Genomic DNA, 18,053 nt, shown 5'->3' on the forward strand with positions numbered 1-18,053 from the left:
CCATGAGCGACACGTACCTCTCCCAGGACGACGTCGTACTGCTGCGGGACACAGCGGTGGAGGCAGGACTGACGGACCCGGCCCTGCGGAGCCTGCTGTTCGCGGGCATCCTCCCGAAGTACCGCGGCTCGCTTCCGCTCCTCGCGGCGCCCGGCCAGCAGATCCACTCGGACCTCAACGAGATGAACCGGGTGGAGCGGCTGATCGACGGCACCGTGCCGCTGGCCGTCTGGCTCCGCAACGCCGCCGACCAGCTCACCGACGCCGCCGCTCGCGACGTGGTCCTCAAGGCACTGGATCGCGTGGCGCGCGACGCGGCCGGTGAGCCCGACGTGGCACTCGACGTCCCCACCGGGGAAACCAAAGAGGAAATCGTCTTCCGGGACGACACGGTGCCCTTCGCCTTCCTGAGCGGCGGAGCGCTGGCGGGCTCCTCGGTCGCCCGTATCAAGGTGCTGCCGTACCAGGGGGGCGCCCTGCTCCAGCCGTTGGCGCTGCCCCACAACGGCACGGGCTGGCTCATCTCCCCCGACCTGCTCGTCACCAACCACCACGTCGTCAACGCCCGCAAGCGCACCGACGGCCAGCAGCAGGTGGTGGACCCGGCGGACCTCCGGCTCCAGGCCCAGGGATCGCGCTCCCGGTTCGACTACTTGAGCGAGGACGACGCGGACGCCGAGGAGGCGCATGCGAGCGAACTCGTGGCCTGGGACGAGGAGCTCGACTACGCCGTGCTGCGCCTCACCGGCGTGCCGCCCCGGCCCTTCCTCCGCGTCGCCACCGCACCGCTGGCCGTGGCCAAGGACACGCCTGTGGCGCTCAACATCATCCAGCACGCCGGTGGGGAGCCGAAGCGGATCGCGCTGCGCAACAACCTCGCCTTCGAAGCGGACGACCGGGACGTGCGCTACTTCACCGACACCCGGGGCGGCTCCTCCGGCTCGCCGGTGCTGACCGACGACTGGACGGTGGTGGCCCTGCACCGCGGCACGCGACGCGTCTCGGACGTCAGCTTCCAGGGCAAGAACACGGCTTTCGTGAACGTCGGCACGCAACTGAGCGCCATCATGGCGCACCTGCGGGAGCACAGCCCTCAAGTCCACGACGAGATCGCTGCGGCCCAGTCACGCTGACGGGGCGGCACGACACAGGAGGTGTGAGATGCGCGGTGGATCACCGGTGGCGACCGGGCCCGAGCAGGTCTTCCGAGAGGACTTGTCGGAGGTGGCCGCACGCGTCCGCAAGGGGCTGGAAGCGGAGATCCTCGAGTCGGACGAGGATCTCCCACGCGAGGAGCAGGCGGCCGCGCAGATCGGCCGTGCCGCCCGGGAGGAGCGGGCCAGGGTGCTGGAGGCCGGGGTGCGCGGGCTGGAGAAGCTCGCGGCGGGCCGCACCGGCGATGTCGACGCGGACGAGTACTTCGGGGTGGAGGCGATCGTCCTGCTCGAAGGCCGCCCGGCGATCCTGGTCCAAGGCCAGGACTTCGCCTCGCAGCCGGGCGACTGGGCCCTGCTGGACGGGCAGCGACCGGGAATCCGGAGCTCGATCGAGCGGGTCGGCCGGGTGGAGGTCTCCGGCCACGCGGAACTGGACTGGCTGGGCACGGGCTTCCTGGTCTCGCCGTTCGCCGTGATGACCAACCGCCATGTCGCGACCGAGTTCAGTCGGGCGGACGGCGAGGGCGGGTTCACCTTCCGCCAGAACATGCGTGCGCGCATCGACACCGCCGAGGAACTCGGCGCGCCCGTCGGTGACGGATCATTCGAGTTCGAGGTCACCGAGGTCATCGGCATCCACCAGGACGTCGACATGGCGCTGCTCCGAGTGTCCCCGTCGGCCGGCGGCGGGCCGCTGCCGGCGCCACTGCCGGTGGCGGCCGACGCTCCGTCGGACCTGCCGGGCCGGCCCGTGTACGTGGTCGGCTACCCGGCGGCGGACGGCCGCCGCAACGAGCCGGAAGCCATGAGACGCATCTTCATGGACATCTACAACGTGAAGCGGCTCCAGCCGGGCACGGTGACGGCGCTGGTCCCGGACGGGCCAGGGTTCACCATGACGCACGACTGCTCCACGCTCGGCGGCAACAGCGGATCCCCGGTCTTCGACCTGGCCGACCACCGCGTGCTCGGCCTGCACTTCGGCGGCAGGTTCAGGTCCGGGAACTTCGCCGTGCCGCTCTTCAACCTGACGGACGACCCGCTGCTGCAGCGGGCGGAGGTCAACTGGGTGTAGGGCGCCTTCGAAGGCGGGCGCGCCAGGTCTCTCACCATCACACCGGATACGCCCTCCCGGACGCGCTCGCGCTGCGTTTGCCAGCCGATACGGGCGGCCGGAGACTGGTCATATCAGCGTGGCCCCCACCTCTGGAAACGGAGCTCGTCGGCGCCACCGCTTCTCCGCTGCTGCCACGCCCGGTGGGCACCTGCCGTTCGTCTGCGGGATCTCTCGGAGGTCCCGCGGAAACGCTGCATCTCGCCACCTTGAACGTCGCGAACCTTTCGCGCGTTGATGAATGCTCAACCGTCGGTCCTCTTATTCAGGAGGTTTCCATGAGCAGGACCCCGCCACGACTCGACTGCATCATCCCCCCGTACCTGCTCAAGAGGCTCATGGAGAGCGAGGACGGTGAGGTGCGGCAGGCCGCCTTGGACACCCTGCTGACCACTGCTCGCCTGCGGGGTGAGCGAGCGGTCCGGGCGTCCTTCGCCGGCGCGGCCGCCCCCGGTAACGGTCGGCGCACCGTCTTCGACTGCGAGCAGGCAAGTTTCCTCCCCACCGCTGTCCTGGCCAGGCCGGAAGACGGACCGGAGTCAGCGGATGAGTCCGTCAACCGGGCGTTTGCCGGACTCGGCCTGACGCGCGATTTCTACAAGGAAGTGTTCCAACGCGATTCGATCGACGGCCGGGGGATGCGCCTGGACGGGTACGTTCACTTCGGCGTGAAGTTCAACAACGCGTTCTGGGACGGACGGCACATGGTCTTCGGCGACGGGGACGGAAAGCTGCTCGGAAACCTCACCGGATCCCTCGACGTGATCGCCCACGAGTTGACACACGGAGTCACCGAACACACCGCCGGATTCGAGTACCACAATCAGTCCGGCGCCCTGAACGAGTCTGTCTCGGACGTCTTCGGGTCGCTGGTCAAACAGTGGTCGCTCAAGCAGTCGGCCGAGGAAGCGGACTGGCTGATCGGGGCTGACGTGTGGACCCCGGGAATCGATGCCGACGCCCTGCGATCGATGAAGGCCCCGGGGCACGCGTACAACAACGCACTGTTCGGAAGGGACCCCCAGCCCGACCGCATGAGCAAGTTCATCCACCTGCCCGACACCGAGCAAGGGGACAACGGCGGGGTGCACATCAACTCCGGCATTCCGAACAAGGCGTTCTTCTTGACGGCCGTGGGCATCGGCGGATTCGCATGGGAGGCCGCCGGGCCCATCTGGTACGAATCGCTCAAAGCGTCCAGCGCCGAGGCCCAATTCCAAGATTTCGCCCACACCACGTTCCAGAAGGCCGGGGAGCTGTTCGGCATGGGCAGCCCCGAGCAGTCGGCCGTGCTGGCGGCGTGGCAGGAGGTGGAAATCCCCATCAGAGGCGTCCCGACCGGGGCCGCCCGGGCACGGAGCCTTGCGGCCAACGGGAACGGCGGCGCGGGCCGACAGGACGATCTGGCAGCCCTGACCAGGCAAATCGGGGAACTGAGCGCCAGTATGAGGAAGCTGGCCAAGGACGTGAACGCACTGAAGGCATCCAGGTGACCACCAGAGATATCCGTCGGCCGGCCGTCGGTCGATCGTCAGCAGGTCGCACGCGATGAAGGTGACTCTCGCGACACACGGCGGGCTGGCGGCGGCGGTCAACCTCCGCCTCCCGCCCCAGGTGATGGACACGGATACCCTGCCCGGGGACGCTCGCGCGGAGCTGGCCCAGCTGGTGGCAGCGGCCGTCCCGACGCCCGAGGCGGACCAGCCCGGCCGCGCCAGGGATGCGATGAGTTACACGATCACGGTGGAAGACGGCGGCCGTTCGACGGTCCTCAAGCAGTCGGACGCCACCATGACCCCCGCGTTCGCGGCCTTGCTCACTTGGCTTCAGAAACACTTCCAGCAGCAGTAGCCCTGTTCATCCGGCTCCGAACTCGATCGCCCGGACCAGTCCTGGCTTCCTCGTACGGCCCACTCCCAGCTGCGACTCGTACCCAGGCCACGGGATGCTGCACGGGATCCCTGATGTGCCCGCGATCGACCGAGGAGGCACGTTGACATCTCTGGCCCGGATTCCACTGGAGGGCGGGGGCTCCGTACTGGTGGAGACGGCAGTCGGCATCGAGGGGCCGGTGAAAGCCGGTCGCATCGGGGACGCCATTCGTGAGGTACCGCAGACCTTGCAGGAAGCCCTGGAGTCGGTCACCCAGGTCGCGCAGGCAGCCCTCGAGCAGCTGCGCAAGGCCCGGCCCGACCAGATCACCGTCGAGTTCGGCGTGGACCTCGCCGTCGAGGCCGGCGCGGTGATCACCAAGAGCAAGGCGAACTGTCATCTGCAGGTGTCCGTGTCCTGGAAGGACGACGATGGCTAGCACCGGGAAAGGGGCGGATGACGGCACGCCGTCGGACCTGCCCACAGCGGTGGCGCAGATCCTCGGGCCGGACGGAGAGGTGGCGGGAGCGGGCTTCCTGGTGGCCGAGGACTCCTGGTCACGTGTGCACACGTGGTCCGGGCGGGCGAGCCGGTGCGGGTGACCTTCCCGGCCACCGGCACGTCCCGCCCGCCACTTCGGGGACATTCCGACCAGGTGAGCGCAGTGGCGTTCAGCCCCGACGGCGCAACCCTCGCCACGGCGAGCTTCGACGCGACGGCGCGGCTTTGGGACGGCCCCGTCTGCCCACTCCGCCCCCATTAGGCCGTCTCTTTCGGATCTTGTCGGGCCCGCGACGTCTGGCGGCGACACGGTCTCGAGGAAGGTCCAGCCGTCAACCTTCCCTACGTCGTTCTGCGGGACCGGGCGAGGGGCCCGCCCGATGCGCGGGCGCTCGCACAGGGCGCGCCGCAGGCGTTCCTACGGGGCGGGAGTCGCGGGTGCCTGCGGGGCAGGAGCCGGGGATTCGTGCGGGACCGGCGGGCGGCATGCGGCGCGGGCGTCCTCTTCCTCCGTGCGCGGCCAGTACCGTCCCTCGAGGGCTTCGGCGCTGCGGTTGAGCCGGACCAGGGCGTCCTCCAGCTCCCGTACTTCCCCGGGGGACCAGTCGGCGATCACCCGGGCCAGGCAGGACCGGTTGACCTCGCGGTCTTCGGCGAGCCGGCGCCCGCCTTCAACGGTGATGCACAGCTTGCGGGCCATGCCGCCGTCCGGGTCCGCGACGCGCTCGGCCAGTCCGCAGCGCAGCAGCGCGGCCGTCTGGCGGTTCACGGTCGAGGTATCGAGCCCGAAGGCCTCCGCCAACTGTCCGATGGACATGGGGCCTTGTGTGTCGATCCGGCTGAGCAGCAGGTACGCCGACCGCTCCAGGCGCTCGGGGTCGCGCTCGCGCCGGGCCAGCACCTGGTGCCGCGAGAGCAGCATCAGCTCACGCTCCAGTTTCTCCAGCACTGCGCCTCCTGCTCCTTTTGGCGCTCCATTATCGCTGACCTGTGAAGCCGGGGGCCGACGGACCCCTGCACGCTTCTGCCCCAGTGGCCGACGCGGCCAGGGCGCGGACCGAGCCGCACGATGGCCCGACATTAATATGCATGATACATAGCATGTGTACTATGCACTCCTCGCCGTCACCCCGACGAGCCACAGCCTCAATCCGGAGGACCCGCATGACCCTCACCACGTCCACCGCCTCCCGCGCGGCCGAGATCTTGTCCCGGCCCGTCAAGCTGAACGGCCTGACCGTCCCCAACCGCATCGCGATGGCGCCGATGACGCGGATGTTCTCCCCCGGCGGCGTGCCCGGCGAGGACGTGCAGGCGTACTACGCCAGCCGGGCCGCAGCGGGCGTGGGCCTGATCGTCACCGAGGGCACCTACGTCGGTCACGACTCCGCCGGGCAGAGCGACCGGGTGCCGCGGTTCCACGGCGAGGACCAGCTGGCGGGGTGGGCGAAGGTCGCCGCGGCCGTGCACGAGGCGGGCGGCACGATCGTGCCCCAGCTGTGGCACATAGGCATGGTGCGCAAGCAGGGCGAGGCACCGTATGCCGACGCCCCCGCCGTCGGCCCCTCCGGCATCCGCGTCGACGGCACCGAGGGGACCGGTAAGGCAATGACCCGCGCCGACCTCGACGACGTCATCGGCGCGTTCGCCGACGCCGCCGCGGAGGCCGAGCGGATCGGCTTCGACGGCGTCGAACTGCACGGTGCTCACGGCTACCTGCTCGACCAGTTCCTGTGGGAGCGGACCAACCGCCGCACCGACGCCTACGGCGGCAACGCGGTGGCCCGTACGAAGTTCGCCGCGGAGATCGTGGCCGCGGTCCGCGAGCGCGTCCCGGCCGACTTCCCGGTGATCTTCCGCTACTCGCAGTGGAAGCAGGAGGCCTACGACGCCCGGCTCGCGCAGAACCCGGAGGAATTGGAGGCGATCCTCGCCCCGCTGGCGGCGGCCGGCGTCGACGCGTTCCACGCCTCCACCCGACGTTACTGGCTCCCGGAGTTCGAGGGCTCGGACCTGAACCTTGCGGGTTGGACCAAGAAGCTCACCGGCCGGCCGACCATCACCGTCGGCTCGGTCGGCCTCGACGGCGACTTCATCCGCGCGTTCGCAGGCGAGGGTGCGGCGCTCGGCGACATCGACAACCTCCTGGACCGCATGGAACGCGACGAGTTCGACATGGTCGCCGTCGGCCGGGCCCTGCTCCAAGACCCGCAGTGGGCGGCGAAGGTCCTCGGCAACCGCTTCGACGAGCTGAAGCCGTACGACGCGGCGGCGCTCAGGTCGCTCAGCCGGTAGCCGACAGCCGTCCGAGCGACCGGTCCGAGGACGCCCCGCGACCTGGGTCTCCCGAGGTCACGGGGCGTTCACGTTCCGGTCAGAGGCGCCGAGCCTCGGCGGTGCCACCCATCTCGACCGGCGAGAACCAACGGGCTTGGTATTCCGCCGCATGTCGTCAGGCCGGTAATGCCGGGCGTCGCGGGCGAGCGCCGCACGGTCACGATCAGACGACGTTCATCAGGATGACGGCCGCGAGGTCCAAGAAGATGACGGCGACGACAACACTGATCATGTACCACGCTCTGCGTGATTCGCTCATGCGCACCAGTCACCTCCCGACACGAACCCGCCGCAACGCGGAGGCCCGGCGGCCGGACGGAGGCCACGGCCACCTCCACCCATGATGACCCGGTTCCATTCGGAGCACAGGTCGGCCGCCCGGGGCGGCCCACCCGGTCGAGCAGGAACCGAAGGCGCGGGAAAACCCGTGGCGCAAGCTCGAAGCCGGCAAGGCCGTGAAGCCGAGAAGGGCTCCCAGGGCTCAACGGGCGCCCCGACTTCAGCCGCGGTAACTGCCGGAGGTGAGCGTGGCAGCGGCTGCGAAGAGGCGGGAGCAGCGCTGCGTCATGGCTTCCGGGGTCTGCTCCGGGTGCTTGACCCACCAGCGGACGAGGGTGGCGACCAGGTCCCGCCAGACGTACTTGAGCGCGTCGGCGTCCAGCGCGTCGGTGGATCCGGCCGCGCGCAGCAGCTCGGCCGTGCCGCCCGCAGCGAGCCGGTCGATGGCCGACCAGTACTCGGATGCCCGGCGTGCGGCCTCACCGCCGGGCGGCAGCGTGGTGTCGTAGAGCACGAACCACGCCTCCCGCCGCCCCTCCAGTGCGCTGAAGATGCCGTGGAGTACGCGCAGCGGCGTGTGCGGCGCGGTCCCATCGGGGCCCATCGCTGTCCGGACGGCTTCCAGCAGCCGGTCCCCGATGGGCACCAGGCAGGCGACGTACAGATCCTCCTTGGTACCGAGGTACTGGTGCAGCAGCGTCTTGGTGACGCCCACGCGTGCGGCGATCGCGGGGAGTGACGCGGCCGCGTAGCCGCGGGTGCCGAACTCCTCCGTGGCGGCCTCCAGCATCTGCTGCCGGCGGTGCTCCCGCGGGACTCCCTTGGTACCGGCTTTCGAAGGCGGGGTTGCCATTGGGGTTGCCATGGACCGATATTATCAGTAGGTAATTTACCACTAGGTAAGTTTCTGCGACCTCTGGAGCGCATCCATGGCCCGCACCACCACGCAGCCGGCGTCCCGCACCCGCTCCTGGTGGGGCTGGGGTTGGGCGGACGCGCATCCCGACGACGCGGAATGCGCCGCGATGGGCGCCCTGCTCCCCGGCACCCTCGCCCGTCCGCTCCCCACGCCCCGCATCAGCGACCTGCGCATGGGAAACCCCGCCGTGGAACCTCCGCGGAGCCTCGCCCACCTGGTCACCGCCGACCCCGGGGACCGTGCCGCCCATGCCATGGGAAAGGCGTACCGCGACGTGGTGCGGGCCCTGCGCGGGCGGCCCGGCCGCATCCCCGATCTCGTCGCCCGCCCGACGGACGACCGGGGCGTGGCCGACCTGCTGGAGTGGGCGGGCGACCGGCAGGTCGCCGTCGTCCCGTACGGCGGGGGTTCTTCGGTCGCCGGGGGCGTGGAGTACCGCGGCGACGCCCACCGGGCGGTGCTGTCCCTCGACCTGACCTCCATGGGACGTGTCCTGGAGGTCGACACCGAGGGCCGGGCCGCGCGCATCCAGGCCGGCACACTCGGACCGAGCCTGGAGAACCAACTGCGACCCCACGGCCTCACCCTGCGACACTTCCCGCAGAGCTTCGAGTTCTCCACCCTGGGCGGTTGGCTCGCCACCCGGGCCGGCGGTCACTACGCCACCGGCCGCACGCACATCGACGACTTCGTGCAGTCGCTGCACGTTGTCACCCCGGCCGGTACGAGCAGCTCCTGGCGGCTGCCCGCCTCCGGGGCGGGCCCCTCCCACGACCGGCTGTTCCTGGGCTCCGAAGGGACCCTCGGCATCATCACCGAGGCATGGGTCCGCCTTCAGGAACGCCCCCGGCACAAAGCTTCCGCCGCAGTCTCCTTCGCCCACTTCCCCGACGCGCTCCGGGCGGTGCGAGCCATCGCACAGTCCGACCTCTCCCCCGCCAACTGCCGTCTGCTGGACGCCGGCGAGGCCGCACTGTCGGGCGCCGCCCGGGACGGCTCCGCCGTACTGGTCCTGGGGTTCGAGTCGGCCGACGAACCGGTGACCACCCGGCTCGAACGAGCCCTCGCCCTGACCCGCTCGCACGGAGGCCGGCACGACGGGACCGCCGGCGCGAACGGAGGGCCCGGCGGCGACGCGGCCGTGAGCGCCTGGCGCTCGGCCTTCCTGCGGATGCCCTACCTCCGCGATGGTCTCGCCAGGATGGGCGCGGTCGCGGAGACCTTCGAGACGGCGGCCACCTGGGACCGCATCCCCGGCCTGATCGACGCCGTACGTACCGAGGTCGGCGCGGCGGCCTTCAAGGCCACCGGACATCCCGCGACCGTCAACTGCCGCCTTACGCACGTCTATCCGGACGGCGCGGCGCCCTACTTCACTGTCCTCGCTGCCGGCCGGGCCGGTGACGAGGACGCCCTCTGGGACGACCTCAAGGCCGTCGCGGTCGAGGTCCTGCACCGCCACCGTGCCACGATCACCCACCACCACGCCGTCGGCCGGGACCACCGCCCGGGCTACGACCGCCAGCGCCCCGAGCCCTTCGCCCTCGCACTGCGGGCCGCGAAGGGCGCTCTCGATCCGCGGGGCATCCTCAACCCCGGCGTGCTCGTGGACTGAACGAGGCCGTGGGCGCGCTTCTCCTGTACCTCTGCGAAGCCGCCCCGTTACCCTTTTCGTGGCTCCGCAAGGGGGCCTCCGGCCTTCGGGTCTGGCATGGCTTCCCCCCTTGTTGGACCTAGCCCGCATCCCCCGCCCGGTGCGGCCGCTCAACCGGCGTGCGCGATTGCGACTCCGGTCGCACAGGCGAGATGCCCGGATGCGACTCCGGTCGCACAGGGGACGTGCCTCGGATTGCGACTCCGGTCGCATGCGAATGCGACCCGGGAGCGATGTGGCATCGCGTGCCCCGCCTTGAGGATGGCCGGGTGACCGAGATCATCGCGGGGCTGTACATGTCCCCCCTGGAATTCCTTGCCTTGCTGGGTGCCGTCGCCCTGGTGGTGGCACGCTGGCTTCCCCCCGCTGCCCGCCCACGCGTCACGATCGCGGCGGGGGCGGTTCTCGTGCCGTCCGCGATCGTGCTGAGTGTGGTGGGGATCCGCTGGCAGATGCTGCCGGTACTGGCAGGCGCTGCCGTCGCGTTGCCGTTCGTCCTCCCTCCGCTACTGCGACGCCGTACCGGCCGGCCGGCGTGGCGGGCCCGATGGTGGCTGGCGCTGCCGGGGTCGCTGGCCTGCGTCGGCCTGATTGCCGCGGGTCCGGTGGCCGCCTGGGCCTTCCCCGTACCCGTGTTCCCCGAGCCGTCGGGCCGTTTCGCGGTCGGCACGCGTGTGGAGCAGTGGACCGACGCACGCCGCCCCGAGAGCTTCACCGCCGATCCGAACGACCGGCGCACGGTCGTGGTCCAGCTCTGGTACCCCGCGCAGAAGAGCCCCGCGGGCGCGCAGCGGGCCCAGTACCTCGGGCGCACCGAGCACGAGGCGCGCACCGTTTCCCACGCCCTCGCCCGCCAGGTCGGCCTGCCCGGCTTCCTGGTCGACGGCGTCCCGCGTGCCCACACCCATTCGGTCTTCGACGCCCCGGTGGCCGGTGAGGGCGAACGGTTCCCGGTCGTCCTGTTCTCTCCCGGATCGGGCGGAGTGCGTACTCAGAACACCGCCTGGGCGGAGGAACTGGCCAGCCACGGCTATGTGGTCGCCGCCCTCGACCACCCGTACGACTCGGCTGCCGTCGTCCTCGCCGACGGCCGAACGATTCGCGCCGAGATCGCCTCCACCGGGGACCGGGACAAGGACGACAAGCTGGCGGTTGACTGGACGGCTGTTCGCACCGCCGACCTCGGCTTCGTCCTCACCCAGCTGGACCGTCTGGACCGAGGTGAGACGACCGGCCCGCTGACCGGACGCCTGGACACCAGTCGGGTCGCGGCCACCGGTCACTCCATGGGCGGCGCCGCCGCTCTGCAGGCAGCCCGGCAGGACGACCGGTTCGACGCCGTCATCGATTTGGACGGCTACCCCCACGGCCCCACCTCCCCCGCCCTCCACCAGCCGACGCTCGCGCTCACCCAGGCCATCACCGCCGAAACCGACCCGCACTACATACCCCGGCTCACCGAGGCCCTCAAGCTCAGCACCGCGACGAGCTACCGGCTCACCATCCCCGGAGCCGCACACCTCACCTTCATGGACGGCCCCTTGTACCTGCCGCCTGTGCCCTCGATAGTCGGCTCCCTGGGCCGCACAGAGAGCCCGGACGTCGTCGCCGCAACCACGCTTGCCTTCCTGGACACCACCCTGCGGCACACACCAGGTGACCTGGCCGGCGTTCTGTCGACCTACGGCGACCTCAGCGTCCACCCCGTTGGTCCGCCGTAACTCACGTGTCGTCGAACGTCGATGGTGTGGGTCTCGTTGTACGTGGCCCCGACAGTCTTTCGGTTCGACGACCAGGGCCTGCGTGACCGTTTCCGACCTCATGTCCGTGTGCGTGACTTCCCATGCTTCGATGGCGTCGTCGAAGTCTTCGATCTCGTTGAAGTCCTCTTCTTCAGGGCGTACGGCGAGAAGTGCGTCGAGGTCTTTGGGGTCCGGGCCGTGCTCAGGGAAGGGCCGGGCGAGCATGGCCAGGTCGGCCAGGCCGGCGCCATCTCCTTCCCAGCGCCAGCGGCCTCGTACGCGTCGCACGGGGCAGAGGCCGTAAGCGGGACCCGCGCCGCGGCGCCCATGGAGGTGAGGAAATTTTGGTAGTCCTCCGGCAACCGCACACCCGTCTGCCCTTCGAGTTCGGCAAGCCCGTCATCGGCCGGCAGGTCTTCCAAGACCCACCTGTGCCCGAGCGAGCCGAACACCTTGCCGCTCCACGGCTGGGAACCCAGCGCGACCACACGCTGACGTACACCGCTCCACTGCTGATCAATCATGCGCAGACCGTACGCGGAGCCCCTGACGGCGGAGACGCCCTGGTCGGCGACCCGAGTCGCTGGTCTTGCTGCCGGACGGTGTCCGGGCCGTCACAGGGCGGGCGGAGCCGATTGCGCAGAGGTCTCGGTGTCGGTGTGCCGGAGTTCAGCGAGCAGCTCGCTCTGCCCTGCCAGCAACTCCGTGAGGATGCGCCGGGCGGCTCGCAGGAGTTCCGCCACGTCTCCGCCGGCCAGGGCGTAGCTGACGGTGGAGCCCTCACGGATGGAGACCACGATGCCGGATCGACGCAGCACCGCGAGCTGCTGGGAGAGGTTGGACGGTTCGATGTCGATCTCGTTCAAGAGGTCGCGGACGGGGACGGGGCCGTACTGAAGCAGTTCCAGTACCCGGATCCGGGCGGGGTGCCCGAGCATGCGGAAGAACTCCGCCTTGGCCTGGTACAGCGGCACCTGCATACGACAACACTCCTACCCGGGTTGACCATTCTGCGAGCCGACAGCCCAGACCTGCCGGGGCCTCGACGCCCAGCTTCGGCCATCCTCGCCTCTCCCGGCCCCGGCCTGCCCCTTGGCTGCTCACATTCGGATGTGCCGAATTGAAGATTCTTTCAATTCATGGGCAGGCGGAGCCGGGGAACGGGGAGTTGGTTACAGCTCCAGTTCCGCCTCGATGCGCTTGAGCTGGTGCCTGGCCATGGCCAGGTTCGCCCTGCCCTTGTCCAGGACGAGGTACAGGAACAGCCCGTTGGCCCCTCGGCCGTTGATCAGGCGGATGAGGTGGTATTGGCTGCCGAGGGTGATCAGCACGTCCTCGATGCCATCCTTGAGGTTCAGCATCTCCATGGTGCGGACCTTCGCGCGGATCACATCGGTGTTCCCGGCTGCGGCTACCGTCAGATCGAGGTCTTTGCCTCCGCCCAGCGTTCCGAGGGCCATGCCGCTCGTGTAGTCGACCAGCGCGGCCCCCAAGGCTCCTTCGATCGAGGTCATCGCCTCCTTCAGAGACGTCTCCACACTCATCATCGGCATTCGCTCCTTTTGCACTCGACGGCCCCGACCGGCTCCACACCTCCGGCCGGGTGGTGAGCGCAGACGCTACCCACTGGCCACCATGAGAGTCGCGAACATCGGTACATTCGGCGGGAATTGATCTCCTTGCCCTAGAATTCGCCCGCGATGCCATGCGACGGCGGTAGAGGGCCCTGAGGAAGCCGCGGAGGTAGCCCCGCCGCGCACCCCCCGGCGTGCTTCGACGTGGAGGTCCGCAGCGAGCGGACGTACGGCCCCGGCAAGGTCGTCGGCGCCGATTCCGCCGTCCCGCGGCAGCGAGTCGGCGCCGCCGGCGACGTACGTCGTGCCGCTCTGCCCGGCGGACGGCGGCGATCCTCGGCGTGAGGCTGGACAATGGAGGCAGCAATGAACCGTGCTGTCCTTGGGGATCCGTCCGGCCGCACATTTCCAGGTACGCGGGATGGTGCGGCACGCACGTGGAGGCTGCCGTGAAGGTTCGGACTCATCAGCACCGCTTCCACCTGGACCAGGGCGGACATTCGATCACCCTCGTGTGGAGTCCGGGACGTCGGCGAGCCGATGTGCTCGTCGACGGAAAGGCCGTGTCCTCCGTGCGAACGGAGCGTCGTGCGGTGACCGAGATGCAGGGCGAGATCGCCGACGACCAGGGTGCCCCACGGCCCTTCACAGTCCGCTTGGGCAGTCCGGACATCCCCGGCGGAGAACCTCTGTGCGCCGTGGTGATCAACGGCCGGATGTACCTCATGCCGCTCGTTCCTCTCACCGAGCAGGAGGCATGGCCCACCGAGCCGGACCCCTCGCCCCGCACGCCCGCCGAACTCCTGGCGCGATGGCGCACGCGACATCGCCGGCACCGGCACCGGCCCCTTTGACTGCATCCGCTGAAGGCCGCGCCGCCCGCCGCCGGGGCGCATGGCCTCCCACGTTCGTAAGAGGCATACGCCCCGCACGATCCCGATCAGGATCGGACGCCGGCAGCTCCTGCCGGCCACGGTGCACCCGGCCGCATCGACCGCTACCGGATCACGAGGATCAGTCGCTACAGCCGCCCCCAGTAGAACGTGGCCAAAACCAGTGCCCCCCGACTGCCGCAGCGACAGCCCTCCCGCCCCGCAGCCTGGTGCACAGCTTGCCGCGGTCTACCTGGCGGTGGCCGACCGGTCCGCGCGGTCGATGTGGGCCGCGCCTCCGGGCCTCCGGGCCTCCGGCCGCGTCACGCGGTCGCGGACGGCTGCTCTCCGAGAAGCCGGGTGCGGAACAGGTCGAGGACCGTGTCGAGCGCCTGCCGTGTGGGCTGTCCGGGTTCGTCGATGAGGTGCTCCGTCAGAACGGAGTGGGGTGCCAGGGGGCTCGCCGGGTTCGCCGCGGCGTCGTCCAGCTCGACGGCGACGAAGGCGTCGCCGAGCTCGCGCCGCAGGTACGCGAACCGGTCGCCGGGTACGAGCCGGTCACCCCGGAACCGCAGCCCTAGGACCTGGAGCCCGTCGCGCTCGCAGCGTCGGCGGACGACCGCGAGCTCATCGGGGCTGATGTCTATGGCGCCCGCGCGACTTCGGGTACAGGCAAGCGGAAGCGACGGCTGGGACAGGACGGGGGCCACGAGGCGTTCGTCCGTGGCCATGGCCAGGGCGAATCCGCCGGTCAGGCACATGCCGACGGCGCCGACTCCGGGGCCGCCGCAGCGCTCGTGTTCGGCGGCGGCCAAAGCACGCAGCCACGTCACGACGCGGGAACTCCGTCCCGTGGCCAGCAGCGTGAACTCCCGGCTCACGCAGACCTGCCACAGCGACGAAGCCAGGTAGCGGCCGACGCTCGGCCAGCCGACGGCGGCAGGATCCGTGTCGCGTCCGGGCTCGCCGAAAAGCACCGGGAGTACGGCCGTACAGCCGGACGCGGCCACCTGCTCGGCGAAGCCGAGGACCTTGGGCGTGATGCCGGGGATTTCCGCCATGATGATCACTGCGGGTCCCGTGCCGCGGCGCAGTAGCCGGCGGGTGGCACCGTCATGGGTGAACGTGCTCTGCGTGAAACCGGTCAGGTCGTGGTCTGCCATGCGCCCTGCTCCCTACCCTCACCTCTTGTGGATCCGTCCAAGTTACCGATAAGTAGGGCACCTGGGGGCGTGGTCCGCGAACTGCGTGAACCCATGCACCGCACTTCCTCGGGATCGCAGACCGCACGGGCCAGACGGGGCCCATCGTCCGGGTCCCGGATGCGGAGCCATCCGTCCGCGGGAGGCGCGAACGGCTCGCCTGCTCGGCGCGCCATCGCGCATGCCCTCGCACGGACATGCAGGTGGCTCACCGGCACCGCCTCCGTATGATCCCTCACATGTCCTGGATACGCCGCCGCACGCGCGCCACCATGCCCCCCGAGGGCCGACTGCCCGATCTCGACTTCCTCGCTCTGGTCCGCGACGCCCTGGAGGAGATCGCCCCCGGCTGTACGGCGGGCGCCGAACTCAAAGGCAACTCACTGCTCAGCCCGCAGGGTTGGGCCGTCGGTGTCGGGCCGGCGGGGCACGGGGACGACCGGCACTACGACCTGCTCGCCTTCCCGGACGTGAGCATCCAGCCCGACGTGCCCTGCTTCGTGGACTGCGTCGTGGTAGTCACCACCCCGCGCGACGCGGCCGGCCTCTGGGCCCGCTCGGCCGGCGCCTGCTTGCTCGAGCTGCTCGACGGTCACGAGAAGTTCGCCGAACACTTGGGCCCCGACGAGGGGCGCGGCGTGCCGGGGTGGCGGTCCATCACCTCGGGCGTACTGGCCTACGGGCTCTCCGACCGGGAGAACACGCGTCTCCAGAACGCACTGCTGGAGGCGGACGTGCTCCGCGAGATCGCCCACACCTTCACCGCAGACCTGGAGTCGCCCTGGTTCAACGGTGTCCGGGTCTTCTACGGCGGTGCTCCAGGCGCCGTGGAGGCCGAGGTGCGGGTCAACGGCGAGCGGCACGAGGCCGCCTCCGCGGCGCTGGCCGCACTCGGCTTGCCCGAGCCGGCGGTCTTCACCGTCGCCCGGTCCTTCACCCTGGTGCTGCCCGTCGGCTCCGGCCAGGAGCGCCACGACCACGGGGCCGGAGGGTGCGGGTGCGACTGCGGCGGCACCGTGGACCCGGAGCACCCAGGCTTTGCCCACGCTCTCCCCCACCTGATCGCCGAACTCTCCCCGGCCGAGCGGGCGGAGCGGGTCACCGCCGATACCGGCGCGGTGATGGTCGCCCGAGGTGTCGGCAACTTCCTCAAGGTCCGGCTGCCGATCCGCCTCGACGACGGCCGCACCGTGGTCCACATGGCCTGGGTGTGCCTACCCGCCGAGGTGATCGAGGACTACACCCGCCGGGTGAACGACGGCACCCTGGCCGGTCACCGCTTCGAGGGCCTGTTCTGCAACGCCATCGAGCCGTGGGGCGAGGAGCTGCTCCAGGCACGCGTCCTGCTCGGCGGGCAGCGCGTCGAGGCGGACGGCTCGATCCGGCTCAGCGAGGTTATCGACTCCGAGCACCCGCTGCTGGCCCGGATCCTGCGCGAGAGCTGGCCGGCCACCTTCGTACTCGGCGACGGTGCCCCCGAGCCGTTCCGCCCCTGATCATCCGCCGACTGCCCCACCCAGTGCGCCGCGGTCCTTGAAGTCGCTGTCCTGGAACTCTTCGTGCTGTGACCGGCAAGAGTACGGTGACCGGCGAGGTTCACAGATGTGCGAAGTGATGGGGTCGCCCGTCCCGTTCGAGCCGTGGTGCTGCCTTCACTTCATCGTCGAGTACCGGCGATGCGAACGTCCACCTCTTTGGCCAGGGTGGCGATGTCGACGGTTTGGGCGGTGTCGACGATCAGAGGGCGTCCGCCCAGCCCGAGCGGTCCTGGGTGGGCGGCCCAGGCGGCGACGCGGTCGCTGAGCTCCTCGCGGGTGAGGTCTTGGTCGAGGTGTCCTGGGTGGCGTTTGCGCGCCCGGAACCGCTCAGCGACGAGTCCGGTGTCGCAGTCGCAGAACACCTCGACCAGATGGGCGTCGAGTTGGCGGAGTCGGCCGGGGGTGGTGTCGCGGTGCCACCAGTTGACGAGGATGGCTCGCCCGGCGTCGGCAGCGAGCGCGAACAGGATGTCGTCACCGGCTCGGCTCAGCCGGTAGCGCCATGCCTGATCGCCGATGCCGAGGGAGTCGTAGAGCGATTCCAGAATCACGTCCTTGTCGATGACCGGCAGGCCGAGTTCCGTGGCGAGCCCGCGGGCCAGGGTGCTCTTGCCGCTGGCCGGCAGACCGGAGACGATCACGAAGGCGTTGTCGATCACCAGGTCAGTGTGTCGCAGCCCGATTTCCCGATCGTTCACAGGGTGGGGCGGTCCTGGTCAGGCCGCTGTTCGAAGTGGCCTGCCGCCCCAGCGGATGGCTCTCTCGCTGCGGATGCGGGCACGTCCGCGTCGCTGGGCACCCAGGACGTCGGGGTGGTGATGGTCGAGGATCGCGTAGGTCGGGGCGCCGTGCGGACGGGCGGCCCGGATCGATCGCATCGCCGCCCTGGTGTGGTCGATACCTTTGCGCCCGTGGTCAACGGCCCGCGTCTGGTCGTCCCCGACGGATTGGCAGCCGTGGGGCTGACGTCGCCAGGCCCGCGCGGTGACGGCCCGATGCTGAAGCAGCACCGGGCCGTCGCGCCTCGGTAGAACAAGCGCGACTACGTCTTCCACGGCACCCTGGCCAGAGCAGCCCTCGTGATCTGGCTCCGAGAAAACGAGTAACCCGCCGCAGGTACCGAACGGCCCACCGACGCCGTCGGCCGGTGCCGTCGGCGCCGGCGACCCCACCGGAGCGCGCGCGGCACGGCGCGCCGGAACCGGCCCCGCAGCAGGGGGCGGGGGACGACGCGCTGCGGCTGGTCGTCTTCAGGGGAGCGGCCGCCTGCACCGCTCACGCTCAGTGGTGGC

General features: G+C 70.3%; 17 protein-coding genes and 1 pseudogene. 11 read left to right on the forward strand and 7 right to left on the reverse strand.

What is annotated here, in order from left to right; all coding sequences use genetic code 11:
* Window positions 1–2 precede the first annotated feature (2 nt).
* The 7 genes from ACFWBY_RS11380 (at window position 3) to ACFWBY_RS11410 (ending at window position 4,906) form a co-directional block, all read left to right on the forward strand.
* Complete coding sequence (locus ACFWBY_RS11380) at window positions 3–1,133, forward strand: trypsin-like peptidase domain-containing protein (protein WP_385332950.1); 1,131 nt, start codon at window positions 3–5, stop codon at window positions 1,131–1,133.
* 28 nt (window positions 1,134–1,161) lie between these two features.
* Window positions 1,162–2,232, forward strand: a complete 1,071-nt coding sequence (locus ACFWBY_RS11385) for a trypsin-like serine peptidase (protein WP_385332947.1) — start codon at window positions 1,162–1,164, stop codon at window positions 2,230–2,232.
* A 377-nt stretch (window positions 2,233–2,609) separates the two neighbouring features.
* A complete protein-coding gene (locus ACFWBY_RS11390) occupies window positions 2,610–3,764 on the forward strand; it encodes a M4 family metallopeptidase (RefSeq protein WP_385332945.1) in 1,155 nt (384 codons plus the stop codon).
* Between the two features lie 55 nt (window positions 3,765–3,819).
* Entirely contained in the window at window positions 3,820–4,122 is a 303-nt protein-coding gene (locus ACFWBY_RS11395) for a protealysin inhibitor emfourin (protein ID WP_385332942.1), read from the forward strand.
* Between the two features lie 142 nt (window positions 4,123–4,264).
* Window positions 4,265–4,582, forward strand: a complete 318-nt coding sequence (locus ACFWBY_RS11400; RefSeq protein WP_385332940.1) for a CU044_2847 family protein — start codon at window positions 4,265–4,267, stop codon at window positions 4,580–4,582.
* Window positions 4,575–4,745, forward strand: a complete 171-nt coding sequence (locus ACFWBY_RS11405; RefSeq protein ID WP_385409651.1) for a hypothetical protein — start codon at window positions 4,575–4,577, stop codon at window positions 4,743–4,745. Before ACFWBY_RS11400 ends, ACFWBY_RS11405 begins: the two co-directional genes overlap by 8 nt.
* Entirely contained in the window at window positions 4,742–4,906 is a 165-nt protein-coding gene (locus ACFWBY_RS11410; RefSeq protein ID WP_385409652.1) for a WD40 repeat domain-containing protein, read from the forward strand. The genes ACFWBY_RS11405 and ACFWBY_RS11410 overlap by 4 nt, the downstream gene beginning before the upstream one ends.
* Before the next feature lie 156 nt (window positions 4,907–5,062).
* Here the strand turns inward: ACFWBY_RS11410 and ACFWBY_RS11415 are convergent, their stop codons facing one another.
* Window positions 5,063–5,566 carry a MarR family winged helix-turn-helix transcriptional regulator gene (locus tag ACFWBY_RS11415; protein ID WP_385333139.1) on the reverse strand — a complete coding sequence of 168 codons (504 nt, stop codon included), beginning with the start codon at window positions 5,564–5,566 and terminating at the stop codon, window positions 5,063–5,065.
* A 242-nt stretch (window positions 5,567–5,808) separates the two neighbouring features.
* On the opposite strand from ACFWBY_RS11415, the gene ACFWBY_RS11420 reads away from it, so the two are divergent.
* Window positions 5,809–6,939: an NADH:flavin oxidoreductase gene (locus ACFWBY_RS11420; RefSeq protein ID WP_385332934.1), complete on the forward strand. Its 1,131-nt coding sequence runs from the start codon at window positions 5,809–5,811 to the stop codon at window positions 6,937–6,939.
* Window positions 6,940–7,480: 541 nt separating this feature from the next.
* On the opposite strand, the gene ACFWBY_RS11425 is transcribed toward ACFWBY_RS11420, so the two are convergent.
* On the reverse strand, window positions 7,481–8,113 hold the full coding sequence (locus ACFWBY_RS11425; protein ID WP_385333136.1) for a TetR/AcrR family transcriptional regulator: 633 nt from the start codon (window positions 8,111–8,113) through the stop codon (window positions 7,481–7,483).
* 76 nt (window positions 8,114–8,189) lie between these two features.
* On the opposite strand from ACFWBY_RS11425, the gene ACFWBY_RS11430 reads away from it, so the two are divergent.
* Window positions 8,190–9,794, forward strand: coding sequence for an FAD-binding oxidoreductase (locus ACFWBY_RS11430; RefSeq protein WP_385332931.1), 1,605 nt, complete (start codon window positions 8,190–8,192; stop codon window positions 9,792–9,794).
* A gap of 272 nt (window positions 9,795–10,066) precedes the next feature.
* Window positions 10,067–11,554, forward strand: coding sequence for a dienelactone hydrolase family protein (locus tag ACFWBY_RS11435; RefSeq protein ID WP_385332928.1), 1,488 nt, complete (start codon window positions 10,067–10,069; stop codon window positions 11,552–11,554).
* Window positions 11,555–12,189: 635 nt separating this feature from the next.
* Here the strand turns inward: ACFWBY_RS11435 and ACFWBY_RS11440 are convergent.
* The 3 genes from ACFWBY_RS11440 to ACFWBY_RS11450 form a co-directional block, all read right to left on the reverse strand.
* Window positions 12,190–12,555 carry an ArsR/SmtB family transcription factor gene (locus ACFWBY_RS11440; RefSeq protein WP_385332925.1) on the reverse strand — a complete coding sequence of 122 codons (366 nt, stop codon included), beginning with the start codon at window positions 12,553–12,555 and terminating at the stop codon, window positions 12,190–12,192.
* Between the two features lie 192 nt (window positions 12,556–12,747).
* Window positions 12,748–13,122, reverse strand: coding sequence for a hypothetical protein (locus ACFWBY_RS11445; RefSeq protein WP_385333134.1), 375 nt, complete (start codon window positions 13,120–13,122; stop codon window positions 12,748–12,750).
* A gap of 1,222 nt (window positions 13,123–14,344) precedes the next feature.
* A complete protein-coding gene (locus ACFWBY_RS11450) occupies window positions 14,345–15,184 on the reverse strand; it encodes a dienelactone hydrolase family protein (RefSeq protein WP_385332923.1) in 840 nt (279 codons plus the stop codon).
* Between the two features lie 278 nt (window positions 15,185–15,462).
* Between ACFWBY_RS11450 and ACFWBY_RS11455 the strand changes: the two genes are divergently transcribed.
* Window positions 15,463–16,719, forward strand: a complete 1,257-nt coding sequence (locus ACFWBY_RS11455) for a DUF6348 family protein (RefSeq protein WP_385332920.1) — start codon at window positions 15,463–15,465, stop codon at window positions 16,717–16,719.
* A gap of 161 nt (window positions 16,720–16,880) precedes the next feature.
* Here the strand turns inward: ACFWBY_RS11455 and ACFWBY_RS11460 are convergent, their stop codons facing one another.
* On the reverse strand, window positions 16,881–17,420 hold the full coding sequence (locus tag ACFWBY_RS11460) for an AAA family ATPase (RefSeq protein WP_385332917.1): 540 nt from the start codon (window positions 17,418–17,420) through the stop codon (window positions 16,881–16,883).
* Window positions 17,421–17,477: 57 nt separating this feature from the next.
* A pseudogene (locus tag ACFWBY_RS11465) lies at window positions 17,478–17,720 on the reverse strand (hypothetical protein); the annotation flags it as partial.
* Window positions 17,721–18,053 lie beyond the last annotated feature (333 nt).

The sequence above is a fragment of the Streptomyces sp. NPDC060049 genome, assembly GCF_042736715.1.
Lineage (GTDB): Bacteria > Actinomycetota > Actinomycetes > Streptomycetales > Streptomycetaceae > Streptomyces.

Bases quoted from the DNA above. Each gene is read 5' to 3' on its own strand.
- ACFWBY_RS11420 (WP_385332934.1), top strand. From the start codon at position 5,809: ATGACCCTCACCACGTCCACCGCCTCCCGCGCGGCCGAGATCTTGTCC.
- ACFWBY_RS11395 (WP_385332942.1), top strand. From the start codon at position 3,820: ATGAAGGTGACTCTCGCGACACACGGCGGGCTGGCGGCGGCGGTCAAC.
- ACFWBY_RS11385 (WP_385332947.1), top strand. From the start codon at position 1,162: ATGCGCGGTGGATCACCGGTGGCGACCGGGCCCGAGCAGGTCTTCCGA.
- ACFWBY_RS11380 (WP_385332950.1), top strand. From the start codon at position 3: ATGAGCGACACGTACCTCTCCCAGGACGACGTCGTACTGCTGCGGGAC.
- ACFWBY_RS11445 (WP_385333134.1), bottom strand. From the start codon at position 13,122: ATGATGAGTGTGGAGACGTCTCTGAAGGAGGCGATGACCTCGATCGAA.
- ACFWBY_RS11435 (WP_385332928.1), top strand. From the start codon at position 10,067: ATGTGGCATCGCGTGCCCCGCCTTGAGGATGGCCGGGTGACCGAGATC.
- ACFWBY_RS11425 (WP_385333136.1), bottom strand. From the start codon at position 8,113: ATGGCAACCCCGCCTTCGAAAGCCGGTACCAAGGGAGTCCCGCGGGAG.
- ACFWBY_RS11390 (WP_385332945.1), top strand. From the start codon at position 2,610: ATGGAGAGCGAGGACGGTGAGGTGCGGCAGGCCGCCTTGGACACCCTG.
- ACFWBY_RS11415 (WP_385333139.1), bottom strand. From the start codon at position 5,566: ATGCTGCTCTCGCGGCACCAGGTGCTGGCCCGGCGCGAGCGCGACCCC.
- ACFWBY_RS11430 (WP_385332931.1), top strand. From the start codon at position 8,190: ATGGCCCGCACCACCACGCAGCCGGCGTCCCGCACCCGCTCCTGGTGG.
- ACFWBY_RS11405 (WP_385409651.1), top strand. From the start codon at position 4,575: ATGGCTAGCACCGGGAAAGGGGCGGATGACGGCACGCCGTCGGACCTG.
- ACFWBY_RS11440 (WP_385332925.1), bottom strand. From the start codon at position 12,555: ATGCAGGTGCCGCTGTACCAGGCCAAGGCGGAGTTCTTCCGCATGCTC.
- ACFWBY_RS11455 (WP_385332920.1), top strand. From the start codon at position 15,463: ATGTCCTGGATACGCCGCCGCACGCGCGCCACCATGCCCCCCGAGGGC.
- ACFWBY_RS11450 (WP_385332923.1), bottom strand. From the start codon at position 15,184: ATGGCAGACCACGACCTGACCGGTTTCACGCAGAGCACGTTCACCCAT.